The 24,374-nt window shown below is 64.1% G+C and carries 20 protein-coding genes; 10 read left to right on the top strand and 10 right to left on the bottom strand.

The features are described from left to right. Positions 1–31 precede the first annotated feature (31 nt). Positions 32–1,090: a methyltransferase domain-containing protein gene (locus IPK20_18270; GenBank protein MBK8018477.1), complete on the bottom strand. Its 1,059-nt coding sequence runs from the start codon at positions 1,088–1,090 to the stop codon at positions 32–34. A 169-nt stretch (positions 1,091–1,259) separates the two neighbouring features. Here IPK20_18270 and IPK20_18265 point away from each other — a divergent pair, with 169 nt between their 5' ends. From IPK20_18265 to IPK20_18255, 3 genes are all read left to right on the top strand, one after another. Continuing rightward, complete coding sequence (locus IPK20_18265) at positions 1,260–2,297, top strand: AraC family transcriptional regulator (protein ID MBK8018476.1); 1,038 nt, start codon at positions 1,260–1,262, stop codon at positions 2,295–2,297. Between the two features lie 126 nt (positions 2,298–2,423). Next, positions 2,424–3,188, top strand: coding sequence for an SDR family oxidoreductase (locus tag IPK20_18260; GenBank protein MBK8018475.1), 765 nt, complete (start codon positions 2,424–2,426; stop codon positions 3,186–3,188). Between the two features lie 319 nt (positions 3,189–3,507). Next, entirely contained in the window at positions 3,508–4,905 is a 1,398-nt protein-coding gene (locus IPK20_18255) for an esterase-like activity of phytase family protein (GenBank protein ID MBK8018474.1), read from the top strand. Between the two features lie 81 nt (positions 4,906–4,986). Here the strand turns inward: IPK20_18255 and IPK20_18250 are convergent, their stop codons facing one another. From IPK20_18250 to IPK20_18240, 3 genes are all read right to left on the bottom strand, one after another. Continuing rightward, on the bottom strand, positions 4,987–5,370 hold the full coding sequence (locus IPK20_18250) for a 1-pyrroline-5-carboxylate dehydrogenase (protein ID MBK8018473.1): 384 nt from the start codon (positions 5,368–5,370) through the stop codon (positions 4,987–4,989). Positions 5,371–5,542: 172 nt separating this feature from the next. Beyond that, positions 5,543–6,361 carry an alpha/beta hydrolase gene (locus IPK20_18245; GenBank protein ID MBK8018472.1) on the bottom strand — a complete coding sequence of 273 codons (819 nt, stop codon included), beginning with the start codon at positions 6,359–6,361 and terminating at the stop codon, positions 5,543–5,545. Positions 6,362–6,378: 17 nt separating this feature from the next. Further along, entirely contained in the window at positions 6,379–7,635 is a 1,257-nt protein-coding gene (locus IPK20_18240) for an MFS transporter (GenBank protein MBK8018471.1), read from the bottom strand. Positions 7,636–7,959: 324 nt separating this feature from the next. Here IPK20_18240 and IPK20_18235 point away from each other — a divergent pair, with 324 nt between their 5' ends. Then, a complete protein-coding gene (locus IPK20_18235) occupies positions 7,960–9,036 on the top strand; it encodes a hypothetical protein (GenBank protein ID MBK8018470.1) in 1,077 nt (358 codons plus the stop codon). A 132-nt stretch (positions 9,037–9,168) separates the two neighbouring features. Here IPK20_18235 and IPK20_18230 read toward each other — a convergent pair whose 3' ends face one another. After that, complete coding sequence (locus IPK20_18230; protein ID MBK8018469.1) at positions 9,169–9,585, bottom strand: YchJ family protein; 417 nt, start codon at positions 9,583–9,585, stop codon at positions 9,169–9,171. A gap of 144 nt (positions 9,586–9,729) precedes the next feature. Here IPK20_18230 and arfB point away from each other — a divergent pair, with 144 nt between their 5' ends. Continuing rightward, complete coding sequence (gene arfB / locus IPK20_18225) at positions 9,730–10,128, top strand: aminoacyl-tRNA hydrolase (GenBank protein ID MBK8018468.1); 399 nt, start codon at positions 9,730–9,732, stop codon at positions 10,126–10,128. Positions 10,129–10,418: 290 nt separating this feature from the next. Here the strand turns inward: arfB and IPK20_18220 are convergent, their stop codons facing one another. Both IPK20_18220 and IPK20_18215 read right to left on the bottom strand, forming a co-directional pair. Continuing rightward, a complete protein-coding gene (locus IPK20_18220) occupies positions 10,419–11,378 on the bottom strand; it encodes an IS481 family transposase (protein MBK8018467.1) in 960 nt (319 codons plus the stop codon). A gap of 887 nt (positions 11,379–12,265) precedes the next feature. Then, positions 12,266–13,816 (bottom strand): hypothetical protein, encoded by a 1,551-nt coding sequence (locus tag IPK20_18215; protein MBK8018466.1) that lies wholly within the window; start codon positions 13,814–13,816, stop codon positions 12,266–12,268. Positions 13,817–14,759: 943 nt separating this feature from the next. Between IPK20_18215 and IPK20_18210 the strand changes: the two genes are divergently transcribed. After that, on the top strand, positions 14,760–15,131 hold the full coding sequence (locus IPK20_18210; GenBank protein MBK8018465.1) for a hypothetical protein: 372 nt from the start codon (positions 14,760–14,762) through the stop codon (positions 15,129–15,131). A 10-nt stretch (positions 15,132–15,141) separates the two neighbouring features. Here the strand turns inward: IPK20_18210 and IPK20_18205 are convergent, their stop codons facing one another. Beyond that, complete coding sequence (locus tag IPK20_18205; GenBank protein ID MBK8018464.1) at positions 15,142–15,534, bottom strand: hypothetical protein; 393 nt, start codon at positions 15,532–15,534, stop codon at positions 15,142–15,144. 807 nt (positions 15,535–16,341) lie between these two features. Here IPK20_18205 and IPK20_18200 point away from each other — a divergent pair. After that, positions 16,342–16,800: an SRPBCC family protein gene (locus IPK20_18200; GenBank protein ID MBK8018463.1), complete on the top strand. Its 459-nt coding sequence runs from the start codon at positions 16,342–16,344 to the stop codon at positions 16,798–16,800. Positions 16,801–17,040: 240 nt separating this feature from the next. Beyond that, positions 17,041–17,832, top strand: a complete 792-nt coding sequence (locus IPK20_18195; GenBank protein MBK8018462.1) for a PEP-CTERM sorting domain-containing protein — start codon at positions 17,041–17,043, stop codon at positions 17,830–17,832. Positions 17,833–18,012: 180 nt separating this feature from the next. Here the strand turns inward: IPK20_18195 and IPK20_18190 are convergent, their stop codons facing one another. Together IPK20_18190 and IPK20_18185 are read right to left on the bottom strand one after the other, a co-directional pair. Beyond that, a complete protein-coding gene (locus IPK20_18190) occupies positions 18,013–18,519 on the bottom strand; it encodes a hypothetical protein (GenBank protein ID MBK8018461.1) in 507 nt (168 codons plus the stop codon). Between the two features lie 94 nt (positions 18,520–18,613). Next, positions 18,614–21,649, bottom strand: coding sequence for a hypothetical protein (locus IPK20_18185; protein MBK8018460.1), 3,036 nt, complete (start codon positions 21,647–21,649; stop codon positions 18,614–18,616). A gap of 192 nt (positions 21,650–21,841) precedes the next feature. On the opposite strand from IPK20_18185, the gene ilvD reads away from it, so the two are divergent. Both ilvD and IPK20_18175 read left to right on the top strand, forming a co-directional pair. Next, on the top strand, positions 21,842–23,548 hold the full coding sequence (gene ilvD / locus IPK20_18180; GenBank protein ID MBK8018459.1) for a dihydroxy-acid dehydratase: 1,707 nt from the start codon (positions 21,842–21,844) through the stop codon (positions 23,546–23,548). A 229-nt stretch (positions 23,549–23,777) separates the two neighbouring features. Then, positions 23,778–24,362, top strand: a complete 585-nt coding sequence (locus IPK20_18175) for a PEP-CTERM sorting domain-containing protein (protein MBK8018458.1) — start codon at positions 23,778–23,780, stop codon at positions 24,360–24,362. Positions 24,363–24,374 lie beyond the last annotated feature (12 nt).

Raw genomic sequence — 24,374 nt, 5'->3', positions numbered from 1 at the left:
GCGGGGAGCGATCGCACCCCCCTTCGCTCAATCAGGGACGCGCCTCGTAGATCAGATTGAACGGCGTCTGCGCCGTGCGCCGGAAACGGGAGAAGCCCGCCCCCTTGACGACCTTGCGCATGCGCGCCTCACCCGCCTGGGCACCCAGGGCAAGGCCGACTTCCTGGGACAGGGAGCAGGGGGTGCAGATCAGGGTCGAACCGGCGTAGTAGGCGCGGCCCACCGGATTCAGGTTCTCCTCCACCCGGTCACCGGCGTAGGGCTCGACGATCATCCACACGCCGTCCGGCGCCAGACTGGACAAGACGTGGCGGGACGCACCCGCCGGATCACCCATGTCGTGCAGCGCGTCGAAGATGGTGACGAAGTCGTAACCCTTGCCCGGGAAGTTCTTCGCGCTCGCCACCTCGAACCGGCAGTGTTCCGCCACGCCTGCCTCGCGCGCACGCTCGTTCGCTGCGGCGACCGACTCCGGGTGATAGTCGAAGCCGACGAAACGGGAGGCAGGAAACGCCTGCGCCATCAGGATCGTCGATGCACCGTGGCCGCACCCGATGTCGGCCACGCTTGCTCCTCGTCGAAGCGTGCCCTCGACGCCCTCCAGTGAGGGAATCCACGACTGCACGAGATTGCCGATGTAGGAGGTCCTGAAGAACCGTTCGATGCCGTGGAAGAGCGCGTGATCGTGTTCGTGCCAGCCGATCCCGTCTCCCGTGCGGAACGCCTCGGTCAAGCGATCGACGATGCGGCCGGCCGCCAGCGCGGTCTGGAATGCGCCCACGATGAACGCCGGTCCGCCCTCGTGTGCGAACATGAGCGCCTGTTCGGGCGTCAGTTCGTACAGCCCCGAATCCGCGATGTAGCGCACGTAGCCCGACGCCGCCTGGGCATTGAGCCATTCCCGCACGTAGCGCTCGTGCGTCCCTGTACGCGTTGCCAGTGCAGCGGATGTCATGGGGCCGCCTTCGGCAAGGCAGCGATACAATCCCAGCCGGTCTCCGATCAGGACCAGCGGTGCGAGCGACACGGCGCCGGAGTCCACCACGGCCCGGCCCAGCAGTTCATTGAGCTTGTCTTCGTCGATGTTCAGGTTCATGGCCTCACCTCTCTCGTTTCTGGAGAGGCCATTGTCGGCACCGGCGCCGCAGAAGAATTTGCCTGGACACCGGGATTCTTGCCCGGACTGCCGGAATGCAATCCGCATTTGATCCGGCGTCCGGATTCCTTGACCGATCGACCACCGTCCGAAGAGGAATTCCGTGGACGCACTCTCCGAACTCCTCCGCGTCGTCAAGCTTTCCGGCGCGCTGTTCTTCGACGCCCAGTGCGCTGCACCGTGGTGCGTCCGCTCGCCACCCTCGAACCGCTTCCGCCGCTACGTCGCCACCGAGTCGAGCCACGTGATCGAGTTTCATCTGATCGCGGACGGCCGCGGCTATATCCGGGTGGGTCAGGAGACTACGCCGCTCGCTGCCGGCGACATCGTGATGATTCCCCACGGTGACGAGCACTTCATGGGGAACGGTCTCGCCGACGAGCCCATCGACGGCGAAGAGGGGATGGAGGAATTCCTGAACGGCCCTCTGAAGCTGTCGCGCCTTGGCGGTGGCGGCGAGCAGACCCGCCTCATCTGCGGCTATCTTGCCTGCGAGGAGCGCCTGATCCGGCCTGTGCTGGCCGGACTTCCCCGGGTCGTGCGGGTGAACGTGCGGGACGATGCCTATGGCCAGCTCCTGGAGAACATGATCGGCCAGGCCGTGCTGCAACTCACGACTGCCGCGCCGGGAAGCGGCGTGATCGTTGCACGGCTGGCAGAAGTGCTCTTCGCCGAGGTGCTTCGGCGTTACGTTCTCCGTCTGCCCGCCGGCCGGACGGGCTGGCTTGCCGGCGCGGCTGATCCGGCCGTGGGCAAGGTGCTCGCCGCGATGCATCAGCAGCCGGCCCGGAACTGGTCGCTGGACGATCTCGCGGCCGAGGCGGGACTTTCGCGCTCTGCGCTGACGGACCGGTTCGCCCGGTGCATCGGCCAGGGCCCCATGGCCTACCTGACGGAGTGGCGGCTGGAGCTGGCGGCGGAAGCGTTGCGGACGACCAGCCGCAGCGTGCTGCAGGTAGCCGGCGACGTCGGCTACGAATCCGAAGCCGCGTTCAACCGCGCGTTCAAGCGCCGCTTCTCGGAACCGCCGGCGCGGTACCGCAAGCTGCATCGTTCTCCTGCCGAACGCATTGCGCGTCCGATCGGCTCGTGTCTGGCCGACGAGAGCTCGAGCCTTTCCGCATTCGTTGCAGGGAACTGACACGACCGATCTGCCGGCACCTCCGGCCGGAGTGCCAAGGACGAATTGGAGCGCAAGAACCGGAGCGTCTCCGGCTCGGTCTGCTCCTACGCTTTGCCCATGAACACTTCACACGGAGGAACACTCATGGGCATTCTGGAAGGAAAGGTCGCAATCATCACCGGTGCGAGTTCGGGAATCGGCAAGGCGGCCGCGATGCTGTTCGCGCGCGAAGGAGCGGGCATCGTGCTGGTAGCGCGGCGACGGCCCGAACTGGACGCGGTCGCATCGCTGATTTCGCAGGAAGGCGGGCGGGCCGTTGCGGTGGCTGGAGACGTCCAGGAAGAGGCCGTGGCACGCCGTGCTGCCGCGGCGGCGGTCTCGGAGTTCGGCGGTCTCGACATCGCCTTCAACAATGCGGGCACGCTCGGAGAACTCGGTCCGACGACGGACGTGTCGCCGCAGGGCTGGCGCGATACGCTGGAGATCAACCTCACCTCCGCGTTTCTCTGGGCGAAGCACCAGCTGCCCCGGATGCTGGAGCGCGGCGCCGGTTCGATCATCTTCACATCCACATTCGTGGGCCACACAGTGGGATTCCCCGGCGCCGCCGCCTATGCTGCGAGCAAGGCGGGACTCATCGGCCTGACGCAGGCCCTCGCGACGGAGTTCGGGCCGCAGGCCATCCGGGTCAATGCGCTTCTTCCGGGCGGAACCGACACGCCCATGGCGGCACAGATGAACGGAACGCCGGAGGCCATGGCTCAGGTGGCGCAACTGCACGCGCTGAAGCGGATCGCCGAGCCGGACGAGATCGCGAGAGCGGCGCTCTTTCTGGCCTCCGACGCGTCATCCTTCGTGACGGGCACGGCGATGCTGGTGGACGGAGGCGTGTCCGTCAACCGGACCTGACGATGCTCCCTCGCGGCCATGGCCGCGAGGTCTCCCCCGGCCGCTGTGGACGCCCTCGCGATGAGTGGCCGGCCACCTGCATGGCTCGTCGCTCCTTCTCCGTCTCCCGTCGATGCACCATGGTCCGTTGGGCCCATCCGAACGCGTCCTGAGCGGTTGGGCCTGTCATGTCGGATGGGTAACGTCCGCGCAGGGGTTCCGGGGTCGATCGATGAAGGAATCGAACGCCGATCGGCGTCAGATTGCGTTCTCCTGCGCGCGCGAGTCCAGGCCTTCCGGAGTCCCCGCTCATTCCAACCATCATGCAAGAGGGAAGACCATGAACCGCCAGATTCTCATCGGTGCGACGCTTGTGGCCGCCGCCTGGGCGCCCGTCGTGCCGGCGCAGTCGTTCCAGCTCACGGGCTGGGCAGAAATCGAACACACGTTCCGTCAGCCGGGTCCCGTTTCGGGGCAATTCACCTCGGGACCGGTCAATGGCGTGACGCCGCCCTATGCCGGCCAGCCGATTCCCGGCTTCTCCGGCATGATCCCGTCGGTCAACGCAGGCAACTTCTACGGCTTGCCGGACAACGGCTTCGGCGCGCAGGGCAATAGCGCCGATTTCGTCCTGGGCTTCTACGAAGTCACGCCCCACTTCAAGACCGTGGGCGACGGCACGACCAGCCGCGGCTCCGTCACCGTCAACAGCTTCACGCCGTTCAGCGATCCGAACGGCCTACTGCTCGCCGGCAACTACATCGCCAACGGGCCGGTCTACAACCGTACCAACTACTATCCCACCGGCGCACAGATTGCCGTCGACCCGTCCATCAAGAATGGCAAGTGGCTGACCGGCGCCGACTTCGACGTCGAGTCCTTCTCACGGATGAACGACGGTTCGATCTGGGTGGGTGAGGAGTTCGGACCCTACCTTCTGCACTTCAATGCCCAGGGCCAGCTGCTGAGCGCCCCGATCGCACATCCGGTCCTGCGCGCGCCGCAGAACCCGGCCGGCGGGACGAATCTGCCTTCCTCGCGCGGTTTCGAATCCATGACCCGCAATGGCGACGGCTCGAAGCTGTACCTGACCACCGAAGCATCCATCAACTCGCAGACGGACAAGCGAATGCTCGAGATCTACGAGTTCGACACGACGACCGAGCAGTACACCGGCACCAGCTTTGCGTATGCGAAAGACAGCTCGGACACCATCACCGGCGCCGTCAACAACGCGTCGAACATCTTCGTCACGGGCGACATGACCCACGTGGCGGACGACCGCTATCTGATCATCGAGCGTGACGACTTCCAGGGTCCCGTGGGCAGCGCCAGCTATCCCTACCAGAAGAAGATCTATCTCATCGATCTCAGCGAGACCGACGAGAACGGGGTGCTCGAGAAGAAGCTGCTCGTGGATCTGCTGGACGTGCCCGATCCCAAGGACATCGGCGGCCCCCTCGTCGGTCTTCCCGCGGACAAGTTCAACTTCCCGCTCCAGTCGGTGGAGTCCATCACGCTGATCGACGAACATACGATCCTCGTGGGCCTGGACAACAACTACCCCGGCGGAAACGGTCGGGTGCTGGGTACTCCGGACGGCACGGAGATGATCACCATCCGCTTCGACCAGTCGTTGCACACCATGCCAGTACCGGAGCCGGAGACCTACGCGCTCATGCTGGCCGGTCTTGGCATTCTGGCTGGCGTCGCAAGGAAGCGCAGTCGGCAGGGGTAGGCCTGCACCGACTCGAATCGGGAGCCCCGGGGGAAACTCCGGGGGCTTTGTCCTCGAGCCGGGTCACTGGGCGGGCCGGGCTCAGGCGGTGCCGGCGCGCTGACGTACCTCCGTGTCCGACAGCTCGCCGCCCACCCAAACGATCGCTTTCCGGGCTCCCGTGTCCATGGCCAATTCGACGAATGTCCTTTCCTCGATTTCCGACAGGCCACCCTCCGTGCGTTCCATGGGATGCATGACCATCACGGGCTGCGGAACGAAGAGTCTGCCAGCGCAGACTTGCCTGAGGGCCTCCTTCAGCGCGGCTTCGGCGATGCCTAGCTCACCTACCAGCAGGCGGCGCGTGGTGAATGGATTGACAGGCCGGACCGTCACCGGTTGCGGGTTCAAATCCAGCCCCTTCACCACGATCCGGTTCTCGTAGATCCTGACATAGACCGTGGTGGAGAAGAGCCTTTGCAGCATTGGTGATTCCTCTCGTGGGACCGTGAGGCGGTGCGCTCAAGCGTCGAGCCGCGGTCTCTCTGTCGCTGTCTTGACTGCTGCTCCACCCTGAGGGCGATGCGTGGGCCGGGGAAGTTCCCTGCCGTGCTGCGCACCGATGTTTCGCAGACGCGCTGGCGAGTTTTCCGGCATGTCAGCTGGGCGCATCCCCGGTCACCGAATCGAGAAAAGCCCGCAAGGCCGCGGAGCACACCCGCGCATGCGAGAACGGCAGACCGTGCTTTGCGTGGGCGAACACCTGAAGGCGGGAATCCGTCAGGGCTGCGTGCATCTCGGCCATCACACCGACCGGGATGAACGGGCTGCCGTCGCCGTGCATGAGCAGGACGGGACACCGGATTTCTGGCAGACGCGCTCTGAGATTGGTGTCGCGCAGGACCTGCAACGCATCCAGGATGGAATTCCTGTTCCAGGAGGCCTGTTGGCGGGCATACCAGTCCCGCCTCGCACCGTCGATCGCGTCCGGATGGAACCTGTCTGCCATCATGCCTTCCGACCATGCCTCGACCCCCCCTTCGTCCATCTGCCTTGCCCATTCCTGAACGCGGCGGATGGGTGACCCGACATCCGCGCCATTGCTGATGGTGAGGCTGGCCACTCTCGAGGCATGCTCGAGCGCCACATGCAGTGCGATGGTGCCTCCCATCGACTCGCCGACGACATGAAAGCGCTGCGTGTCCGTTGCGTCTGCGACCGTCAGAAGATCGTCCGCGAGAACGGACAGAGACCAGTCGAAGCCCGGCCCCGGAATCGTGGAACGTCCGGACCCTCGCATGTCGAAGCGAACGACGCGATAGCGGTCGACGAGCGCAGGCAGCCACTCCGACCAGATGCCGGGGTGTGCCCCGATGCCGTGCTGGAACAACACTGTCTCGGGCGAGGAGTACCACGGGGCGACGGCGTCGAAGACTTCGTAGTGAATCCGACCGGTGGGTGTGGAGACGAAGGCCATGGGTGTCGGAGATCCCTTCAGGTGCGGCCTGTCTCGACGCCGATGGCATCCAGCGATCTGCCGCGTGTCTCGGGCAGCATGATCAGACTCAGCATCATGAGCGCATAGGCGCCGAATGCGTACAAGCCCATGGCCGTTCCGAGCGGCATGCGCTCGGCGAGAAACCCGACGAGCGCGGGAAACACCGCTCCCACGGCGCGGCCCGCGTTGTAGCAGAAGCCCTGGCAGGTCGCGCGCACTTCCGTCGGATACAGCTCCGAAAGGAAGGGTCCCATGGGCGAGAACATCATCAGCGCGAAGAATCCAAGCGGAAAGCCGAGCAGGAACACCGTGCTGTTGTCGATGGGCGCGAACATGTAGACGAGAATCAGCACGATCGACCCGCACGCCGAAATGAGGAACGTCCGCTTGCGTCCCACGGCATCGGAGAGCAGGGCGCCGGCGATGAAGCCGCAGAACGCGCCGAGGATGTGCACCAGGAGATAGGCGCCGGTGCCGGTCGTCGTGAGCTGCTTGGCGACCTTGAGGTAGGTGGGCATCCAGGTGATGAGGCAATACACGCCGCCCTGGGCACCCGTGATCATCAGCGTGGCCTTGATCGTGGTGGGCAGGTACTGGGGCCGGAAGGCAACGAACAGGTGCGATAGGCCGACGGGCGCCCGGTTGGCGCGATGCGCGTGGAAGAGTTCCGGCTCCTCCACGTTACGTCGCACCCACACGACCAGCAGCGCTGGGGCGAGCCCGATCCAGAAGAGCATCCTCCAGGCGAGGGTCTCCGGCAGCAGAGCGAAGAGCGCGGTGTAGAGCAGGGCCGCGCCCCCCCATCCGATCGCATATCCGCTCTGGACGAACCCGACTGCGCGTCCGCGGTACTTGTCGCGGATCACTTCGCCCATCAGCACTGCGCCTGCCGCCCACTCGCCGCCGAAACCCAGGCCCTGCAGCGCACGAAAGAGGAAGAGCTGGCCGAAGTCCTGCGCGAATCCGCAAAGAAAGGTGAAGAAGGCGAACCAGAGGATCGTCCACTGCAGGACGCGGACGCGGCCGTAGCGATCGCTCAGCATGCCCGCCACCCAGCCGCCCGCCGCGGACATCAGCAGCGTAACGGTGCCCAGCGTGCCGGCCTGCCCCTTGGAGATGCCCCATACGGTCAGCAGCGTGGGGATGACGAAGCTGTAGACCTGCATGTCGAAGGCGTCGAGCGCCCAGCCGCCGAAGCATCCGGACATCGTCTTGCGCTCACGCGACGTGAGGTCCCGCATCCAGCCGAACATGAAGGCTCCTTGATCCGATGGGTCGTTCGAACGAGTGCGCCAGGTCGATCGGACGACTCGACCGTGTGAACCGCGGGTCGCCTTCGCCGGCGCCGCTACGCTGGAGGCGCAGGCACCGCCGGAGTATGCAGAGGCCGGAAACAGAATCTATGCGCAGCGCAGCATGCGTGCTCGCGGTGAGGCCGGGAGTGCAGGGTTTTGCCGTGAGAACCGTTGCAGGTGCCGGAAGACAGGCGTATACGTACACCGACGCTCAAGCCCCCGGGATTCCAGGGCATCACGGGCAGGCGGCGATTGCGCAGGTGTGACATGGAGGGCAGACCCATGTGGCCGTCGAAGTCCGTCGTCAATGCTTGCTGGATCCTTCTGTGCGGTACTCTCCTCGGTGGCTGTGCGACAGCTCCCATCGAGCCCGACGGCGCGCCCGGTCCCCTGACCATGTCGCTGCAGGAAAGCCCCCCTACGGTCACGATCCATCCCACACGTGTCACCGTGAAGAATGGTGCGGGGCAGGTTCTTCTGGACGGTGCCCCCGACAGCAACAACGCGATTGCTTCGAACAAGCTCGGCGGCAGATTCGACGGCACGCTCGAGGTCGCCACACAGTACGACAACGGCACCACGAAGACCCAGACGCTGACGCACGATCCTGCCAGGCAGGTATCGCTGGCCTGGGACGAGAGCCGGAAGCAGTACGTGGTCAAGCAGACCACTCCGCCCAGACCGTCCGACCGGTTCGCCGGCCAGCCGGGCTGGGCCATCCAGGTCTTCGCAGACTACAAATTCACGCCCTACGACGACACGACAATCAGCTCCAGCGGGTCTGCCGTCAGAGGCAGGCCAGACCTGAGCGACAGCATGCCGAGTTTCGGCTTCGGTCTCAGGCGCTACTTCGATGTGCTGCCGTCCGGAATCCAGCCGTTCGCCTATGCAGGCTTCTCCGAGTACTTCGGCAACGGCGGCAGGAAGGCCGATGTCATCTACCACTTCGGTGCAACGCCCGACACGGGGGGCGAGATCGAGGAACAGCGTTCCTTGCTGTTCGGCGCCGGGGGACAATACCTGCTCGCGAACAACGTCACGGCCCAACTCATGCTGGGTTTGCACGCAACCCGCCTGCGAATGTCCGTCTTCAGCGACGAGCGGTCGGGAGGCGGGCCCGAAAACGTGTTCAGCCAGAACCGCTGGATGTTTCGGCCCACCATCGGCGGAGGTCTCATGTTCCCGCTGATGTACATGACCGGCGGTTCACCCCTGATGGGATTCTTCCAGTACCACGCGATGATGATGGGCGACGTGTCCGGGAGCGTGGTCTCACCCTTCACGTCGAATACCTACAGCCTGCGCGCCGATGGTGGCATTCAACACAAGCTGATCTTCGGGGTCGAGCGGCGCTTCTAGAATCGAAAAACCAGTCGAAAAACCAGGGTCAGGTCTTGCCTTTTGCCTCAACCTCGTCATTCTTGAAAGAGAACGCCGATTGAGGGGGGAGGCAAAAGGCAAGATCCCGATCTTGCGATCTTGTGTTGGCTGTCAATCGGTGGGGTCGAGGTCGCCGTCGACGTAGTACCACCGCCCCTTTTCCCGCACGAAACGGCTGGTTTCGTGCAGGCGGTGCGCGCGCCCGGCGGACTTGCTACGCGCGACGAACTCCACCTCGGCCGTGTCTTCTCCCGTCACGGTATGCCGCTTCACCTGCAGGCCGAGCCAATGCAATCCGGCTTCGAACGTCAGTGCATGCGCCGGACGGGTGCTGGGATGCCAGCTGTCCAGGAGATAATCCGAAAGCTGCAGTGCAAAGGCCGAGTAGCGACTGCGCATGAGGGCTTCTGCGGTCGGAGCCTGCAGGTGCCGCGGACCCCGGTGCCAGTGTCCGCAGCAGTCCCCATAGAGAAGACCGCTTCCGCAGGGGCAACTGCCTTCGGCGGAGGAAGTAGGTCCTGCTTTCATGAACGGCTCCGGATCATCGCCCGGCAAGAGTGCCGCCAAGTCGGAGACGTTTGCAAGCGCCCGGAGCGTGACGGGCGGCGGAGAGTCCCCTATAGTCCGGTCCCGGCGCGCCGCGCCGTGCCTCGAAACGCCGATTCAGAAGCCATGCGCTGGTCCATTCCCGAAGACGAAATCGAGTTCACCGCCGCGCGTTCCCAGGGACCTGGCGGACAGAACGTGAACAAGGTATCGACCGCAATCCAACTGCGATTCGATGTGCGGTCTTCGTCCTTGCCCGAGCGAATCAAGGAACGCCTGCTCGCGCTGTCGGATCAGCGGATCACCAAGGACGGCGTGATCGTCATCAAGGCGCAGACCGAACGCAGCCAGGAACGCAATCGCGCCAATGCCCTGGAGCGCCTGCAGGCAATGGTCGAAAATGCAGCCCATGGCCCGGCGGTGCGACATGCAACCAAGCCCACGCGGGGTTCGCAAGTCAGACGATTGCAGGCGAAGTCGGTTCGTGCGCAGGTCAAGGCAAACCGGGCGAAGGTGGTGGAGTAAGAGCCGTACGCTCGGTCCGGACTGTATCTGCATGTGCGAACCAAGGTGGGCCTTGGACGCAAGCTTCATTGTTCCTTCGCGCCAGTGCTTCTCTGGCGATGGCTCTGCCCGTCCGGATCCGGCGGTCCGTGATCTCCCCTGGTATCGCTTGACGGTAATGTCGCCGGATGGGATTTGCATCCAGATACTGTCGAGGAATCTGACGCGGGATTCGCATTTCCTTGCTTCGCAGGGATGCCTCCGCATCTCTTGATTGTGCCCATACTCCCGACGGATCGTACGATTGCGGCCTAGGTGTGACCAGTCAAGACGTTGTTTGTGGGTTGGGTGAGGATAGGGAATCTGGACATGGGGGTCGCTCCGTTGATACCGGCGTGTGGCCGGTGCCAGTTGTAGTGGTGCTGCCAGCTGCTCAGTGCATCGGTGCGCTGTGCGGAGTTCTGGTAAGTCCAGGCGTAGGCCCACTCGCGTAAGGCCGACTGGATGAAACGTTCGGCCTTGCCGTTGGTCTGGGGGCGATAGGCTCGCGTGAACTTGTGCCGGATGCCCAATCGCTGGCAGGCCTGGGCAAAGGCCTCGGAACGGAAGGCTGACCCGTTGTCGGTCAGCAGGCGCTTGATGGGCACTCCCAGACACGCGTAGTGGGCCACCGCCTCGTCCAGGAATCGCACTGCGCTGGCGATTTTCTCGTCCTCGTGCATGGCGGTGAAGGCGACCCGGGCGTGGTCATCGATGGCCACAAACAACACCTCCCACCCCGCCCCATCGACCGAATCGCGCTGATTGCCCGTGACCCGATGGCCGGGGCGCAAGATGCGCCCGAGCTTCTTGGTGTCGATATGGAGCAACTCGCCAGGGGCCGAGTGCTCGTAGCGCTGCACGGGCTCGATGGGCTCCAGTTGCTCCAGCCGGGACAGACCGGCACGCGCCAGCACCCGGGCCACCGTGGACTCCGACACCCCGACGCTGCGGGCGATACGGCTTTGCACCAGACGGCGCCGGCGCAACTCGATGATCAGCAGCGCCTTGGCAGCATCGATGGCTCTCGGGCTGCGCCGAGGGCGCGAGGAGGCGTCGGCCAACCCCGCCTCGCCTGCCGCCAGATAGCGCCCGAACCACTTGCGCGCTGTCGGTGCAGTGACCCCATGGAGCGCGGCTGCCTCGGGGGCGGTCAATCCAGGGTCGATCATCTGTCGAACCATTTCGAGTCGACGCACGTAGGTCAATCGGGCACGCTTATGGGTGTTCATTCGGCTGAGCTCCTGGAAGGCCGGGTGTTTGGCGACTTCCAGTCTCCCAGACTTAGTCCGAATGAACACCAGATACAACGTATTGAGCCTTCACAACTAGGCGCATCGAACTGCGTTGCGGCGCGATCGATGTCGAAAACACATCGCCGTGCCGAAACTTTTCAGAGGTGAATGGACGGGTTCCTCGTGCGGAGGAGCTTCGCGAGCCGACGTTCGAGCATTCGCGACGTGAGAACCGGTGGCGCCTTGTTCGCAACCCGGTTCAGCCTGCAGTCCAGCGACCGGATGCACGTTCTCCGGGCCAATGGTCCGTCCATTGCATGGTGATCCGGCGCATTCGACTATGCGCTGGCGTCGTATCTGCCGAGCACGCTCACCAACACGACCACATTTGGGGGGGACGTATTCGCGGTCTGGTCACTGAGTGCCCCCGTGCCGGAACCGGTGCAGAGAGCGCTGCTGCTGGGCGGTCTCGTTGTGTTGGCTTGTGGTCTCAAGCGCCGGCGCTCGAATCGCTCGAATGCAAGATAGCGTTCGGCTCGATTCAATCGAAGAGGCCGGGATCGCCCGGCCCTTTGATTTTTTGTGGCGTGGGCGATGAGAACGTGGGATGGCCCGCCAGGGTTAGACCATGAGCGCCACCCTGGGTGCGGGCTCCTGGGCGACTGCGGGTCGCCGGGGTCCGTATCCGATCGCCAACGCAGGCGACGGGTCGATGCCGCTCGAGCCGGCTTGGAAGCGTAGGGGCCGCTGAGGTGCACTTCGATGGAGTTGGAGCCGAGGAGTTCTTCAACTCTGGTTCGGCAGTCAATGCGGAAGCGATCACGGACCGCAGTTCATGGGAAACGACGTTTCGTCAGCGATATCCCCGAGGATGGAAGACGTCCCTACGCTGGATGACGATCCGTGCCCAATATCGGGATCTTCTCTGAGAGGTGTCGCCTCGCTTTCGCGATCGAGGTTGCTTTGGCGGAGGCACAGATCATCTGCACGAAGCACTGCAAAGCAATGGGTGAAAGCCACGAACTCTCGTGCGGGGCGATGATTTCCCGAAGAAGTCCTCTTGCCAACGGTAGTGGCCGCAACATGCTCTTGCCCGCGCGCAGCGCGCAGTAGCCAAGAAGCTGCAAATGGAATCGGCGCCAATAGGACCTTGCATCCTGGCCCTCATCGTAGTGTTCATACTCGATGTGAGACCAGCGAGGATAAGCGGCCGAGATCGTCTCCGTATGGAACGTATGGTCGATGACGTGTTCTGCCGGAAGGGCGAGGAGGAATGGCACAAGATCGTCATCGAGGAATGGTGCGACAGGTTGGGCGATTCCCTCGAACATCGAGAAGGTATAGAGGGCGATCTCGCGGCGTGTCCGGTTCCAGAAATAGAAGGATGTGAGGGGGTTGTGGCAGTCAGCATGGGACGCCAGTTCTCGTATGATCCTCTCCCGCGCCACGCCGACGCCTACCCTGTGCCGGAGGTCCTCTTTGATCAGGTGGGTGATCATCGATTCGGATTTGTTCCATCGCTCCAGCAGATCCGTGGCCACGCCGACAAGATCGCCGTTCGTGTACTTTTTCAGGGTTTTCTCCACCAGAAAGAGACCGGCCGACAGGACGTCTCCGCCGATGCCGTCCCAGACTTCCGTTGCGCTGCCTCGGATGGCATTCACCAGAGGAAGTGCCCAAGTGTGCTCATCCGAACAGTAGCTGGTGAGAATGTTCTTCGCGATGTCATTCTGAAGCCGCCAGCGCGGTTGAGCGATCTCGACGTGTCGCAGTCCCAATGCCGCACACACGCATAGGGCGACCTCCAGATCGGAGTTGTTCTTCGGCGGAAAATGCTTCGCAGTGATGCAGTAGTCGGGCGCTGTCCCCTGCGCGCACAACTCCAGAACGACATGGCGAGAGTCCCGGCCACCCGAGAGCGGAACCACCTTGGTTCTGGAAGACTGGCGATTGCGAACGGCCGCTCGAAACAGCTTTGCGTATTCGCGCATCGCCTCTTCGCGTGTGACGTCGAGTCGAGCGGGTTTCGGGCGTTCTCCCGGCAGGGCCACGCCAGTGTCAGGCGTCCACCGCAGCCGACCCGCCCCGGAAAGGGCTTTGACTTCCTTGAAAGGCGTGTCGGAGTCGAGGAAAAAGCCCAGTCGCGTGAATACCGCAATTGCGGTCTCGTCGATCGTCGCGGAACCGAGCATCGCCAGAATTTCGTCGATACGCGTGGAGACCAGAATGCTCTTGCTTTGCTCGGCGTAGAAAACTGGCGCGAAGCCCCAGGGAACGCTCTCGATCTCGAGGGCTTTTCCATCCCAGGACCAACGCAGGTAATAGTGGAATGCCGCGTCTCCCTCCTGCGTGCCCGGCGGGCGCGAATCGTAGGAGACGGCACCGGATGCCAGGACAGTCGAATCCTTACCCGCGTCAAGTCTTAGCCACGTCACTTGCGTTCCCCCCCCGGAATACGCGTGCTGCGCGCTTGTCATGCGTCACCCGTTCAGAGCGCCGAAGGCGAGTTCGCGCGAGAGGGGGCGGCACATAGATGTGGGGTGCCTGCTCCCGTGCCCTGCCGGGTGAAAATATCTAGTTGTTCGTGAAGAACGGGCACGGTGCATTCGATTCGTGCCAACCGAAGGTTCTTCCGCCTGAAGTATGTCAGAGAGCGGGTTTGGTTGAATGTGAGAAATTCACGTCCCGCCGTACGAACCAGTGCTTCAGGCCCACTTCATTCGATTGCCGGGGCGCGTTGACCGGCCTGCCAATGATTGGTCGGGATGCACTGCGTGTTCGGCGAACTGCATTTTCGGTGGACTGCATGGCGGCACGACGAGATCGTGGCGTCCCGATCGCTGAGTCCGTCAATTCGTGCGGTGCAGCAGCCAGCGATGATGCCTCGCCTTGCCGTGAAGGGAGTTGCGCTGCAACCCAGGATCACCGCGCGAAGATTCCACTGATTCCGCGACACAAGAGCCGGTGGATGTTCTTGTCCCGCCGTGGAACGGTCGCTATGCCGCATGCGTTCCGTGCCACTGGCGAATCGCAGGAATGTCGTCTCTCCGATCCGGATCCAGGTCAGCGAACCTTCCCGGAGATATGCGGATCGCCGCGAGGAACGCGGAGATCTGTCCGTTTCAGCTGCCTCTTCGTTGGCGTCCAAGTATCCGGGATCTCAATTGCTTGGATGGAACGCCAGCGTGATGTTTTGCTCCCGTGGCGCTAGGATAAGCGGCGTCGTTCCCACGTCGAGGCGAGACTTTGCATCCGATCTGTTCTTGGCTCCCCTTCATTCTCCTCGTTCCGACCGCAGCGCTGGCGCAGTCACTGAAGGATTTCGTCCCCCTCAAGGAAACGCACTGTTCTGTGACCTCTCCGCCGGAAGCAGCCGGAGTGTCGGTCACCCCCGGCGGATTTCTCATGGTGTTTCCGCGCAATGCCGCGCTGCGCAAGGACTACACAGGCTGCAAGATTCTGTGGGTGGTGGACGGGGAACGTCCCTTGCGCATGGCGACTCTCCACTTCGAGAGGGGTGCGCTCCGGACTGCGGTCGCTCACGACATGCGCAGCCCCGCCGCTGCCCTCGACGCGGTGTGCTCGTTTCCTGCAGGAAAATCGCTGATGCCGAAGTCAGGCAGGAAGATCTCCGATGCGGGCTGCACCGGATTCACGGGAGAGGAACTCTACGGTCTGTTCACTCCCACCTGGCCGCGCGTGTGCATGAAGGCGCCCGAAGATCCAAGCTGCGCCAAGGACCCGGAGTAGTGGTGGTTCGTCAGCGTGTCTTCGGGATGCCCGCGAAGAGCCACCGGCCATCCGCCGCGGTGCGGAACTCGAACACCGTGCCTTCGCAGTCCAATCGTCCAACGCCTTCTCCGGCGCGGACGGGGACTCCACGGGCAAGGCAGGACTGCAGCGCTGGCATGCGCAACGCGGCCCACAACATGGGCGCTTCGTCTCGCTCGAGGGTGTGCGCACCGAAAGCGAAGGGAAACCGTGTGATCTCCACCAGGCCCGTCGGATTGTCCGAATTCAGTGCCGCTCCGAGCCTGGCCACGATCGCCACGAGCGGATCGGCCGGGTGCCCGCGTGCGTCTGCGAAATTCCCCATACGCAGGCGGACGATGCGCCGTTCGCCTTGCGTCGCCTCGTCGACGAACCACGTCACCTCTAGGGGCGTGCGGCTTCGGAAACTCCAGAGGCGGATCCTGCACATTGGAAAACGTGGCCGGCGAATAGCTGTCGCCGACGTTCCACTTGAAGCGAACGCCGGCCACATCGAAACCTTCGCTGACGGTCTTGCGATAAGAGAGGGATTTCTGGCTCCAGTCCCGCGTGCGGCTTTCGATATGCCAGGACTCCTCGACAAGGCCAGTGGTGACCCGCAGGGCTTCCGGCGCAAGGGCGTGTATGCGCCACTGATCCCATAGCCGGATTCCGTTGATCAGCGAAAAGAGAGCGATCGACACGACCGGCAACCACCACGGGGAACGCTTGCCGCGGACCAGGCGCTCGAAGCCCCACCACCCCAGCGGCAGAAGCACCAGCAGGCTCTCCGGTGTGATGCCGTAGGGTTGGGCGAGGCCGTCGAAAACGAGTTGCATGGAGAGGGTGCAGGGAAGGAACGGGAACGGCATTGTCACCCGGCTCGCATACGGGTCGATACATCCGTAGTCGTGGCAGGTCCCGCCTTGTCCGTCTTGCCCCCGAAACGGCCGCCGAGAGTCTTCTCGCGGGCTGTTCGGAAAGGCGTCTACGCCAGGACCTGCACGGCCGAGCCACCCGGCTCAAGGCGAGTACGCTATGTCGATGCCGGAGGGTCGTGCGCTACGGCATGCGGATGCGCCACCCACGTGTCGATCCGGAGCGTTTTCGTTCGACTACATCGCATGGAGGCGCCTGGCTTTCCCGATCAAGGTACCAGCCAAGATGCCCCGACACCCCCCTGAATCATCGACGACAGGAGTTCATCACCATGGAAAATCCTTCCGGCACCGTCCATCTTCACCGCGTCCTCCGGGCCCCCGCCGAGCGCATCTACCGTGCATTCCTGGAACCTGCAGCGATCGCCAAGTGGTTGCCCCCCCATGGCTTCACCTGCACCGTTCACGAAATCGATGGCCGCGTCGGTGGAGGTTTCCGGATGTCGTTCACCAATTTCGGCACCGGGGGCTCCCATTCCTTCGGCGGCAAATACCTCGAGCTCGAGCCGAGTCAGCGCATCCGTTACACGGATCGGTTCGACGATCCGGGCCTGCCAGGCGAGATGGTCACGACCGTTTCGTTGCGGCCGGTTTCGTGCGGCACGGATGTGGACATCGTGCAGGAGGGCATCCCGAGCGTCATTCCCCCGGAGATGTGCTACCTCGGGTGGCAGGAATCGCTCGCGATGCTGGCACATCTTGTCGAGCCGGAGATTCCGGACGGCGCGTAGATCTGACAGTGATGAACGCGCGGCCAGGCGCCGGGCCGCATCCATTCGCATGTCCGCGACCGGCCACTGGGGGTCGACGAAAACGCAACGCAGTTGCGCTAACGGTCCCTCGTCTTTACTCTTTGTCGAGAGGAGAGAGCGCAGCGGTCCGAGGCGCTTCGTGAATTTACATATACAAGCTGCAAGCGTCCCGTACCGCATTCCTGCGAGGAGATCGGTATGCGGTTGCGTAAATGTTTCATGGTGGTCCTGCTTGCGTCTGCGTCTGTGTCCGCTCAAGCCGAGTTGCGGCGTGAAGAAGGCATCGGCTTCTACATCGGGTTGGACACGCGCCTGGTCAACGTGGGCGGCACGTACAACGGCCTGGACAATCCGAATGGCAACAGGATCACCCTGCTGCTGGAGCACGTCGATCACTATCACGGTATCGGAGCGTATTCGCTGACCGGTCCCGCAAGCCTGCCCACGGTGGTCGATACGAACGCGAACAACCAGATTCCGGAGGTCTCTTCGGGCGAGGAACCGCTGCCGCTGTCGTCCGGTTCCGGGCTCTATGCGGAGACGCTCCGCAGCGCGGTGGGCGATTCGGAATACTCCTACCTCGGTATGGCGTCGACGGCGTCCCTGGACAGCTTTCCCGTCGCATCCCCCGAGTATGTCCTCTACAACAGCAGCGCCGGCCGCTGGGCAGGATCGCTTGCTGGCGTGGAAGTGGGTCTGCAACTCGTCTCGCTCACACCGGGCCTGAACGTCGGCACCGATACGGACACGAACATCTTCGACGGCAGCGACGTCTACTCCCTGGGAGACGGCGCAGGGATCGAGTTCAAGCCCGTGTTCTGGGTGGCGTCGGACGCACCCGGCGGGACATATACCGCAGGGTTCCGCCTGATCAACCTGACGGATAGTTCCGACGTCATGGACTCGGGTCGCTTCTATATCAACTTCGCCCCGGTCCCCGAACCGGAAACCTATGCGCTGTTCGGTCTCGGACTGCTGCTTCTGGGAGCAGTGCGCCGCAGATCGTCCTGAACGGCATCTGCCACAAACGGCTCACGAACTGCGAAGGGTGTAGCGGCCCTTGCCGGTGGGAACTGGCGTTCATGCGCCACAAATTCCCGCTGTCCATGGCTTCGGACGAAGTGAGGTCGTGCGGCTCGTTCCATGCCGCACGGCCTTTTTTCGCCGTTTGCCGCGAGCGCTGGCGAATGCTCAGTATTCGACGGTCTCCCGCCCTTCCTCGACAAACGGTTCGGCGGGCGTCGAGCGTCCGGTATAGGTGCCTTCTCCCCGGATGCCCTGGTAACGTCCGGATCCTCCCAGGTACTTGTAGGTACCCTCCCACTTGACGGCCCACGAGCCGTCCGGTTTCGTGGTCGTCGCGTGCCGCCCCTCGAACGATCCGTAGGTCCTGTCGCCACCGGGGTGGAACTGGATGAACTGGCCCCGGTGGGTTCCGGTTCCGTCCACCTCGTCGGTCAGGGACTGCACCCATTCGTCCGTGGGGTTGAAGCGCGTGTCCGAGAACTTCGAGACATGGCGGGACACCTCCTGAACGATGTTGTGGTTCGGGACATCGCCCACCTCGAACGTACTCCTGGAGACCGTCTGCACCTCGGTCTTCCTGTAGGTCATCGAGTGCTTCTCCGCCGCCTGCGCGACGGTGATGACCGGCAATACGGCGAGGCAGGCGGCAACGATCCGTGCATTCGAGTTCATGGCTGCTCCGTGCGGCTGACGTGGTTCGGACCTGCACACTGTCCCTCAGGAGAGGGTAGGGATTGGATACGAATAGGGAACGAAATGCACCCTGTCAGCCGGCCGGAGCGGCATGGTCGTCTTCCTTGAGCCGGTCCGGGAAGATGTCAGGGTCGATGGCCGCGACCCGCGCGCGCAACTCCTCCACGGTTCCGATCGGCGCTTCTCGTCCCGGGGACGATCGATACCCCTGGATTGCCCTGGCCATCCGCGTCCGCAGAAACCGGCGCCGCGCGATGGCGTATGACGCGTCCTCGCCGGGCATGAAGGGCCCGCGGTACAGGTCGATCGCCCGCTGGAGGCTGCCTTGTGCATCCAGCGCCGCTTCCAGTTCCCAGACATCCACGAAGCAGCGGGCCCCATTCAGGCTCAGCGTGCGTCCGGCCTGGAGAATCGAGTCGTTCCCGCCCAGCAGGCGCCGCAGCCGGTGAAGCGCAGCGGAGTACGACTCGTGCGCCGCATCGCCCTCCAGTTCTGGCCACAGAAGATCGCAGAGGCGGAACTCCGCCACCTGGCGTCCTCCCTCCGCGATGAGCGCGACGAGGAGCGCCAATGTCCGTCGAGGCACCTTCCGTCCGAACGCGAGCGGCTTCCCATCCACCGTCACTTGGAAGCCGCCGAGCGTGACGATGCGGATGGGCCAAGGCCATTGTTCGCATCGACGGGCGGGCGGTGCGATGCCGAATCGGTCGATCAGTCTGCGCACCGTCTCCACCTCGATGTCCTGCTCGAGCGCGAAGGGCAGGAGCGCGTCGAGTGGCGGCAGGAACCACAGAAGCCGCGTGCACTCTCGCGCATCCTGTGCGCGTTCGAGGGCTCGCCGCAATGACGTTCGTGCGCCGGTCATGTCGCCGTCCTTCAGCGAGATCCACGCACGCAACAGCCCGACACCAGCTTCCTGCCGCGCGTAAGCGATCGATTCCGCGGTCAGCACCGGGTCGTCCAAGGTGTCGTTCGCCTCAGATGCCCGGCCAGCCTCCAGCAGGCGCACCGCCAGCCGCGGAAGCCACAACACGCTCGAGATGGAGGATCCATTCTGCTGGTTCAGGGTCACTGCCCTGGATCCGAGCTCGATACTGCGCTCGAGGTTGCCCGCGCGATGCTCCACCACACCGCAAGACCAGAGGAACAGCGCTTCGACGAAGCCAGGCAGGGTGGGCGCATGCGGTTCGAGCGACTTGAGGGTTTCTCGTGCACCTCGCACATCCCCGGCCAGGGCCTGGCACTGGATGCGCCACGTGCCGGCCACGAGACGTCGGTTGCGCAGTGCGTTCTCCGAGATCACTGCGTCGGTGCGGTCGAAGCATTCCAGCGCCTGCCGGAAGCGGCCGAAGGTGTAGTGCGCGTGACCTTCCGCAAGCCAGTAGAGCGACAGCCGGTCCGCCGAAATGTCGTGCCGGCCAAATTGCGATCGGGCCGCAGCCGCGGCCGCGGCATGGGCGGATTCGTCCAGGCAATGCCCCGCGTAGTAGTGGACCATATTGGCCACAGACAGGACGAGATTCGGCTCGTGGGAATCTTCCAGCAGCGCGATCACCCGGCGCACGGCATTGTCGAGGCCGGCTCCCGGCCGGCACAGATGGCTCGACGACACCATCACGGCCGCGTGGATCTGCAAGTCCTCATCCACGGCCAGAGGAGGAAGGCCCGCTCCCGTCAGGGTGACCAAACGTTGCAGCCAGGGCGGGATGCGGTCAAAGGCCTTCACGTCGAAGTGCAGCGCATCGAGCACGCCGGCGACGGCGAGCGCCTCTCCGCGGAGGTCGCTGTCCGCCCGGAATCTCTCGCACGCACCGGAAAGCGATCGCATTGCCGCCGCCGGATCCTGCAACGTCAGGGCCCGGCCGCGCCAGTAGAGAACCCACGGGTCGCTTTCCAGATGCTCGGGCGCAAGACGCTCGCTCCAGTCCCGCAGCATCCGCCACCGGCCCTGTTTCAGGAGCGAGGGAGCGGCCCGGACAAATGCGACCAGAGCGGCGGGCCAGTCCTTGCCCTGTACCAGCAACGGGAACGCCTCTTCGGGTCGGCCCGAGGCAAGGAGGACGCCTCCCGCGTGGGCCGATTCTCTGGCCAGAGATTCGTCGTCGCGGTGACTGCGAAGGCGTTCCTGGAGAAAGGCGCGGAACAGATCGTGGTAGCGGTAGGTCCACGCACCTCCCGGGCTCCGCTCGATGAAGAGCTGGCGTCGATACAGGTCGTCGACGATCCGGCCGGCCTCTGCATTGCCGGAAAGCTGCTCGGCCTCCGCGGCAGTGAAGGAAGGAACCAGGCACGTGGCGAGAAGACAGTGGCGCAACGCGGGTTCCACGCCATCGAGCACTTCCGCAGCGAGGTATCGAAACAGGGGCTCAGGGCCGGGCGACGCCTTTCCCTGAGCGAAGGGTCTTGCCGAGTCCTTGCGATCCAGCCACAGACAGATCGCGGCAACCCAGCCATCAGCCCGCGCGTGCAGGTCTCTCGCGGCGGTGGCGCTGAGCGGATGTCCCCGGCTGGCTGCAACGCTCCGCGTTTCCTCGGCGGACAGCCGGAGGTCGGACCAGTTCACCTTCGCCAGTGCGCCTGCAAGCTCCCACCGGGCGAATTCGGCGGGCGGGGGCGTTCGGCTCGCGACGAGCAACCGATGGCCGTTGGGAATCTCGGCGATGGCCGCCGTCAGAACGCGGTGAACGTCGGAGTCGTCGGCAAGCTCGTGGTAGTCGTCCAGGACCGGCACGACATCGCGCGGAAGGTGGGTGAACAGTGCCCGGAAGTAACGGTGCGCGAAGACCACCGGGTCTGCCTGGAACTCCGGACCGAAGGACGGGAGCTTTCGTCGTGCTCGCGGCGCGGCCCATGCGGTGCTTTCGGTCAGGTGATGGAAGAACGCCGACGGGTCACCATCCATGCGGTCCAGCCGGTACCAGAGCGGTTCCAGGTGCCGGCTCTCGAGATACGACACCAGCGCGGTTGTCTTGCCCGACCCGGGCGGGCCCTCCAGCCAGGTCAATGGCGAACCGGCAGCGGTGTCCAGAACACTGAAAAGACGTTCGCGCGCCACCGTGCGATGAAGCCGAGGGCGCGTGAGCTTGGCGAGTCGGCGGGTCCGGGCCATCGGTGCGCGGAATCCTCGGGAGACCTGCAACGGGATGACGGTGCCAAGAGTAGACCAAAACGGGGCGGCCAAGGACACTGACTCCTCACGGCCGTGGCCACGGGCCGCGACGCCGGGCCCCTGTTTCACCGCACCTTGACTATCATTGCCATGCTTCAGATCCACGAACCCGATCTCACGGAACACGTCTCGATGACCTTCGATCCCCGACACAAGAGCCGTCCCCTCTTCGACGGCCCCGGCCGCGCAGTCGCGCGCGCCATGATGAAAGCCGCCGGCTTCACCGATGCCGACCTCGCCAAGCCGCAGATCGGCGTGGCCCACTGCTGGATCGGCACCATGCCCTGCAACCTCAATCACCGCGATCTTGCGCAGCGTGTCATGGACGGCATCCGTGCCGCGGGTGGCACTCCGCTGGAGATCAACACGGTCGCCATCAACGATGGCATCACCACCGGCACGGAGGGCATGAAGACGTCCCTGGTCAGCCGCGAACTGATCGCCGATTCGGTGGAGATGGTGGCGCGCGGGCACATGCTGGATGCCATCGTCACCATCTCCGGCTGCGACAAGACCATCCCGGCCATGGCGATGGTGCTCGGCCGGCTGGACATTCCCGGTCTCACTCTCTATGGCGGTTCCATCGCCAGCGGCCGTTGCCACAAGCCCAACCGGCTCTTCCACGACCGCAAGCTCACGATCCAGGACGCCTACGAGGCCATCGGCGCATTCAATGCCGGCAAGATCGACGCGGAAGAGTTCAAGGACGTCGAGGACCACTCCTGTCCCGCGGCAGGCGCTTGCGGCGGGCAGTTCACTGCGAACACGATGGCCACGGCCTACGAGATGCTCGGCATCTCGCCGATGGGCTTCAACGACGTGCCCGCGCTGCATCCCTCCAAAGTGGATGTCGCCTACGAAAGCGGCAAGCTGGTGATGGAACTGCTGAACAAGGGCGTGACGCCGCGGTCGCTGGTCACGCGCAGGAGCTTCGAGAATGCGATCACCGGTGTGATGTCGACCGGCGGGTCCACCAACGCCGTGCTGCATCTGCTGGCCACCGCACACGACTTCGGCGTCGAACTTTCCCTCGACGACTTCGACCGTATCTCGCGCAAGACGCCTGTCATTGCCGACATGCGTCCGTGGGGCACCTACACCGCGCCTGAAATGTTCGAAGCCGGCGGAATGCCGGTGGTGGGCAAGCGGCTGGTCGAGGCGGGCCTGCTGAGCTCGGACGAGAAGACCGTGACGGGCCGCACGCTCGGCGAAGAGATCGCACGTGCGCCCGAGCCTGCGGGGCAGGATGTCGTCAAGCCGCTGTCCCGGGCGCTCAAGCCCGAGGGCGGGCTCGCCATCCTGCGCGGCAATCTGGCGCCGGGCGGATGCGTGATCAAGATCTCCGGGCAGAAGAAGGCGGTCCACCGTGGTCCCGCCAAGGTGTTCGACAACGAGGAGGTCGCCTTCCAAGCCATCATGGACGGTCACATCAAGCCGAACGATGTGATGGTGCTTCGCTACGAGGGACCCATCGGCGGCCCTGGCATGCGTGAGATGCAACTGCTCACCGGGGCCATCCAGGGCGCGGGTCTCGGCGAGACCGTGGCGCTGATCACCGACGGCCGGTTCTCCGGGGCCACACGCGGTTTCGTGATCGGCCACATCGTGCCGGAGGCCGCGCAGCGAGGACCCATCGCAGCGGTGCAGGACGGCGATACGATCGTCATCGATGTCGAGAACCGCAAGCTGGATGTGGAACTCAGCGACGCGCAGATCGAGCAGCGCCTGAGTGGATGGAAGGCACCGGCGCCGCGCTACACGACGGGCGTGCTGGCCAAGTATGCGCGACTCGTGTCGGATGCGTCGGTCGGAGCGGTGACGGACCTGCCGCGAAGCTGAGACACCGCAGGACAGGGAGGGCCGACCTGCCGTCGGTCTTCCTCTGGAGCATGTCGTCGTGCCCTGCGCGGGAAGTGCCGGGACAGGGATTTTCACGTTCCTGTCGGTTCCAGAGAGAGCAGCGTCAGCACGACAAACACTTCTCCAGTGCCCCCGGACGCCACCAGCGCGTTTTCGTCGAAATATTTGACAATTCCTCCGGGTCTTTCAGAAAACACCACTTCCGTCAGTGGGTTATATCTCTGGTGTGGCATTTGCTCTCGAGCGCGCTACAAAAATTGCCAGGGAGATTCCGGTGTCCTTCGTTACCATCGTCCGTTCTGCAGCGACTGCGGTCGTGGCCGCCAGTGCCTTGATGGCAGTGTCCGAGCGTTCCATAGCTGCCCCCGTCCTGTACGACTACAGCTTCACGCAAACCTCGGGAGACACCGGAAGCTTCTCGGGGCAGTTCACGGTGGAAAACGGGAACGTCCTGGACGTCACCGCCATCGGCGCGGCCTTCGGGCCGACTGCGGGCATGTACTCCGGTCCGCTCCATAGCAGCGACAACCTTTTCTCTCCCGCATCGCCCTATGTCTCGTCGCTCGGCATCACGTTCTATGTGATGGGCGGACTCAGCATCGTGAACCTTTACTACTTCGGCCAGACCTGGATTGCGCAGGGAGCCGGGTTCGTTGGCTCAGGCGTTCTTTCCGCCAGCCGCTATGTAGAACCTGATCCGCAGACTGTTCCCGAACCCGGTGTTCTGGGAATGCTGGGTTTGGCAACGCTGGCGATGGCTGTCGGGCTGAAACGCAGAGAAGCCAACGTCTGACGTTCCGCAGGG

The sequence above is a fragment of the Betaproteobacteria bacterium genome, assembly GCA_016713305.1.
GTDB lineage: Bacteria > Pseudomonadota > Gammaproteobacteria > Burkholderiales.
This window is presented reverse-complemented; position numbering and strand designations above follow the sequence as displayed.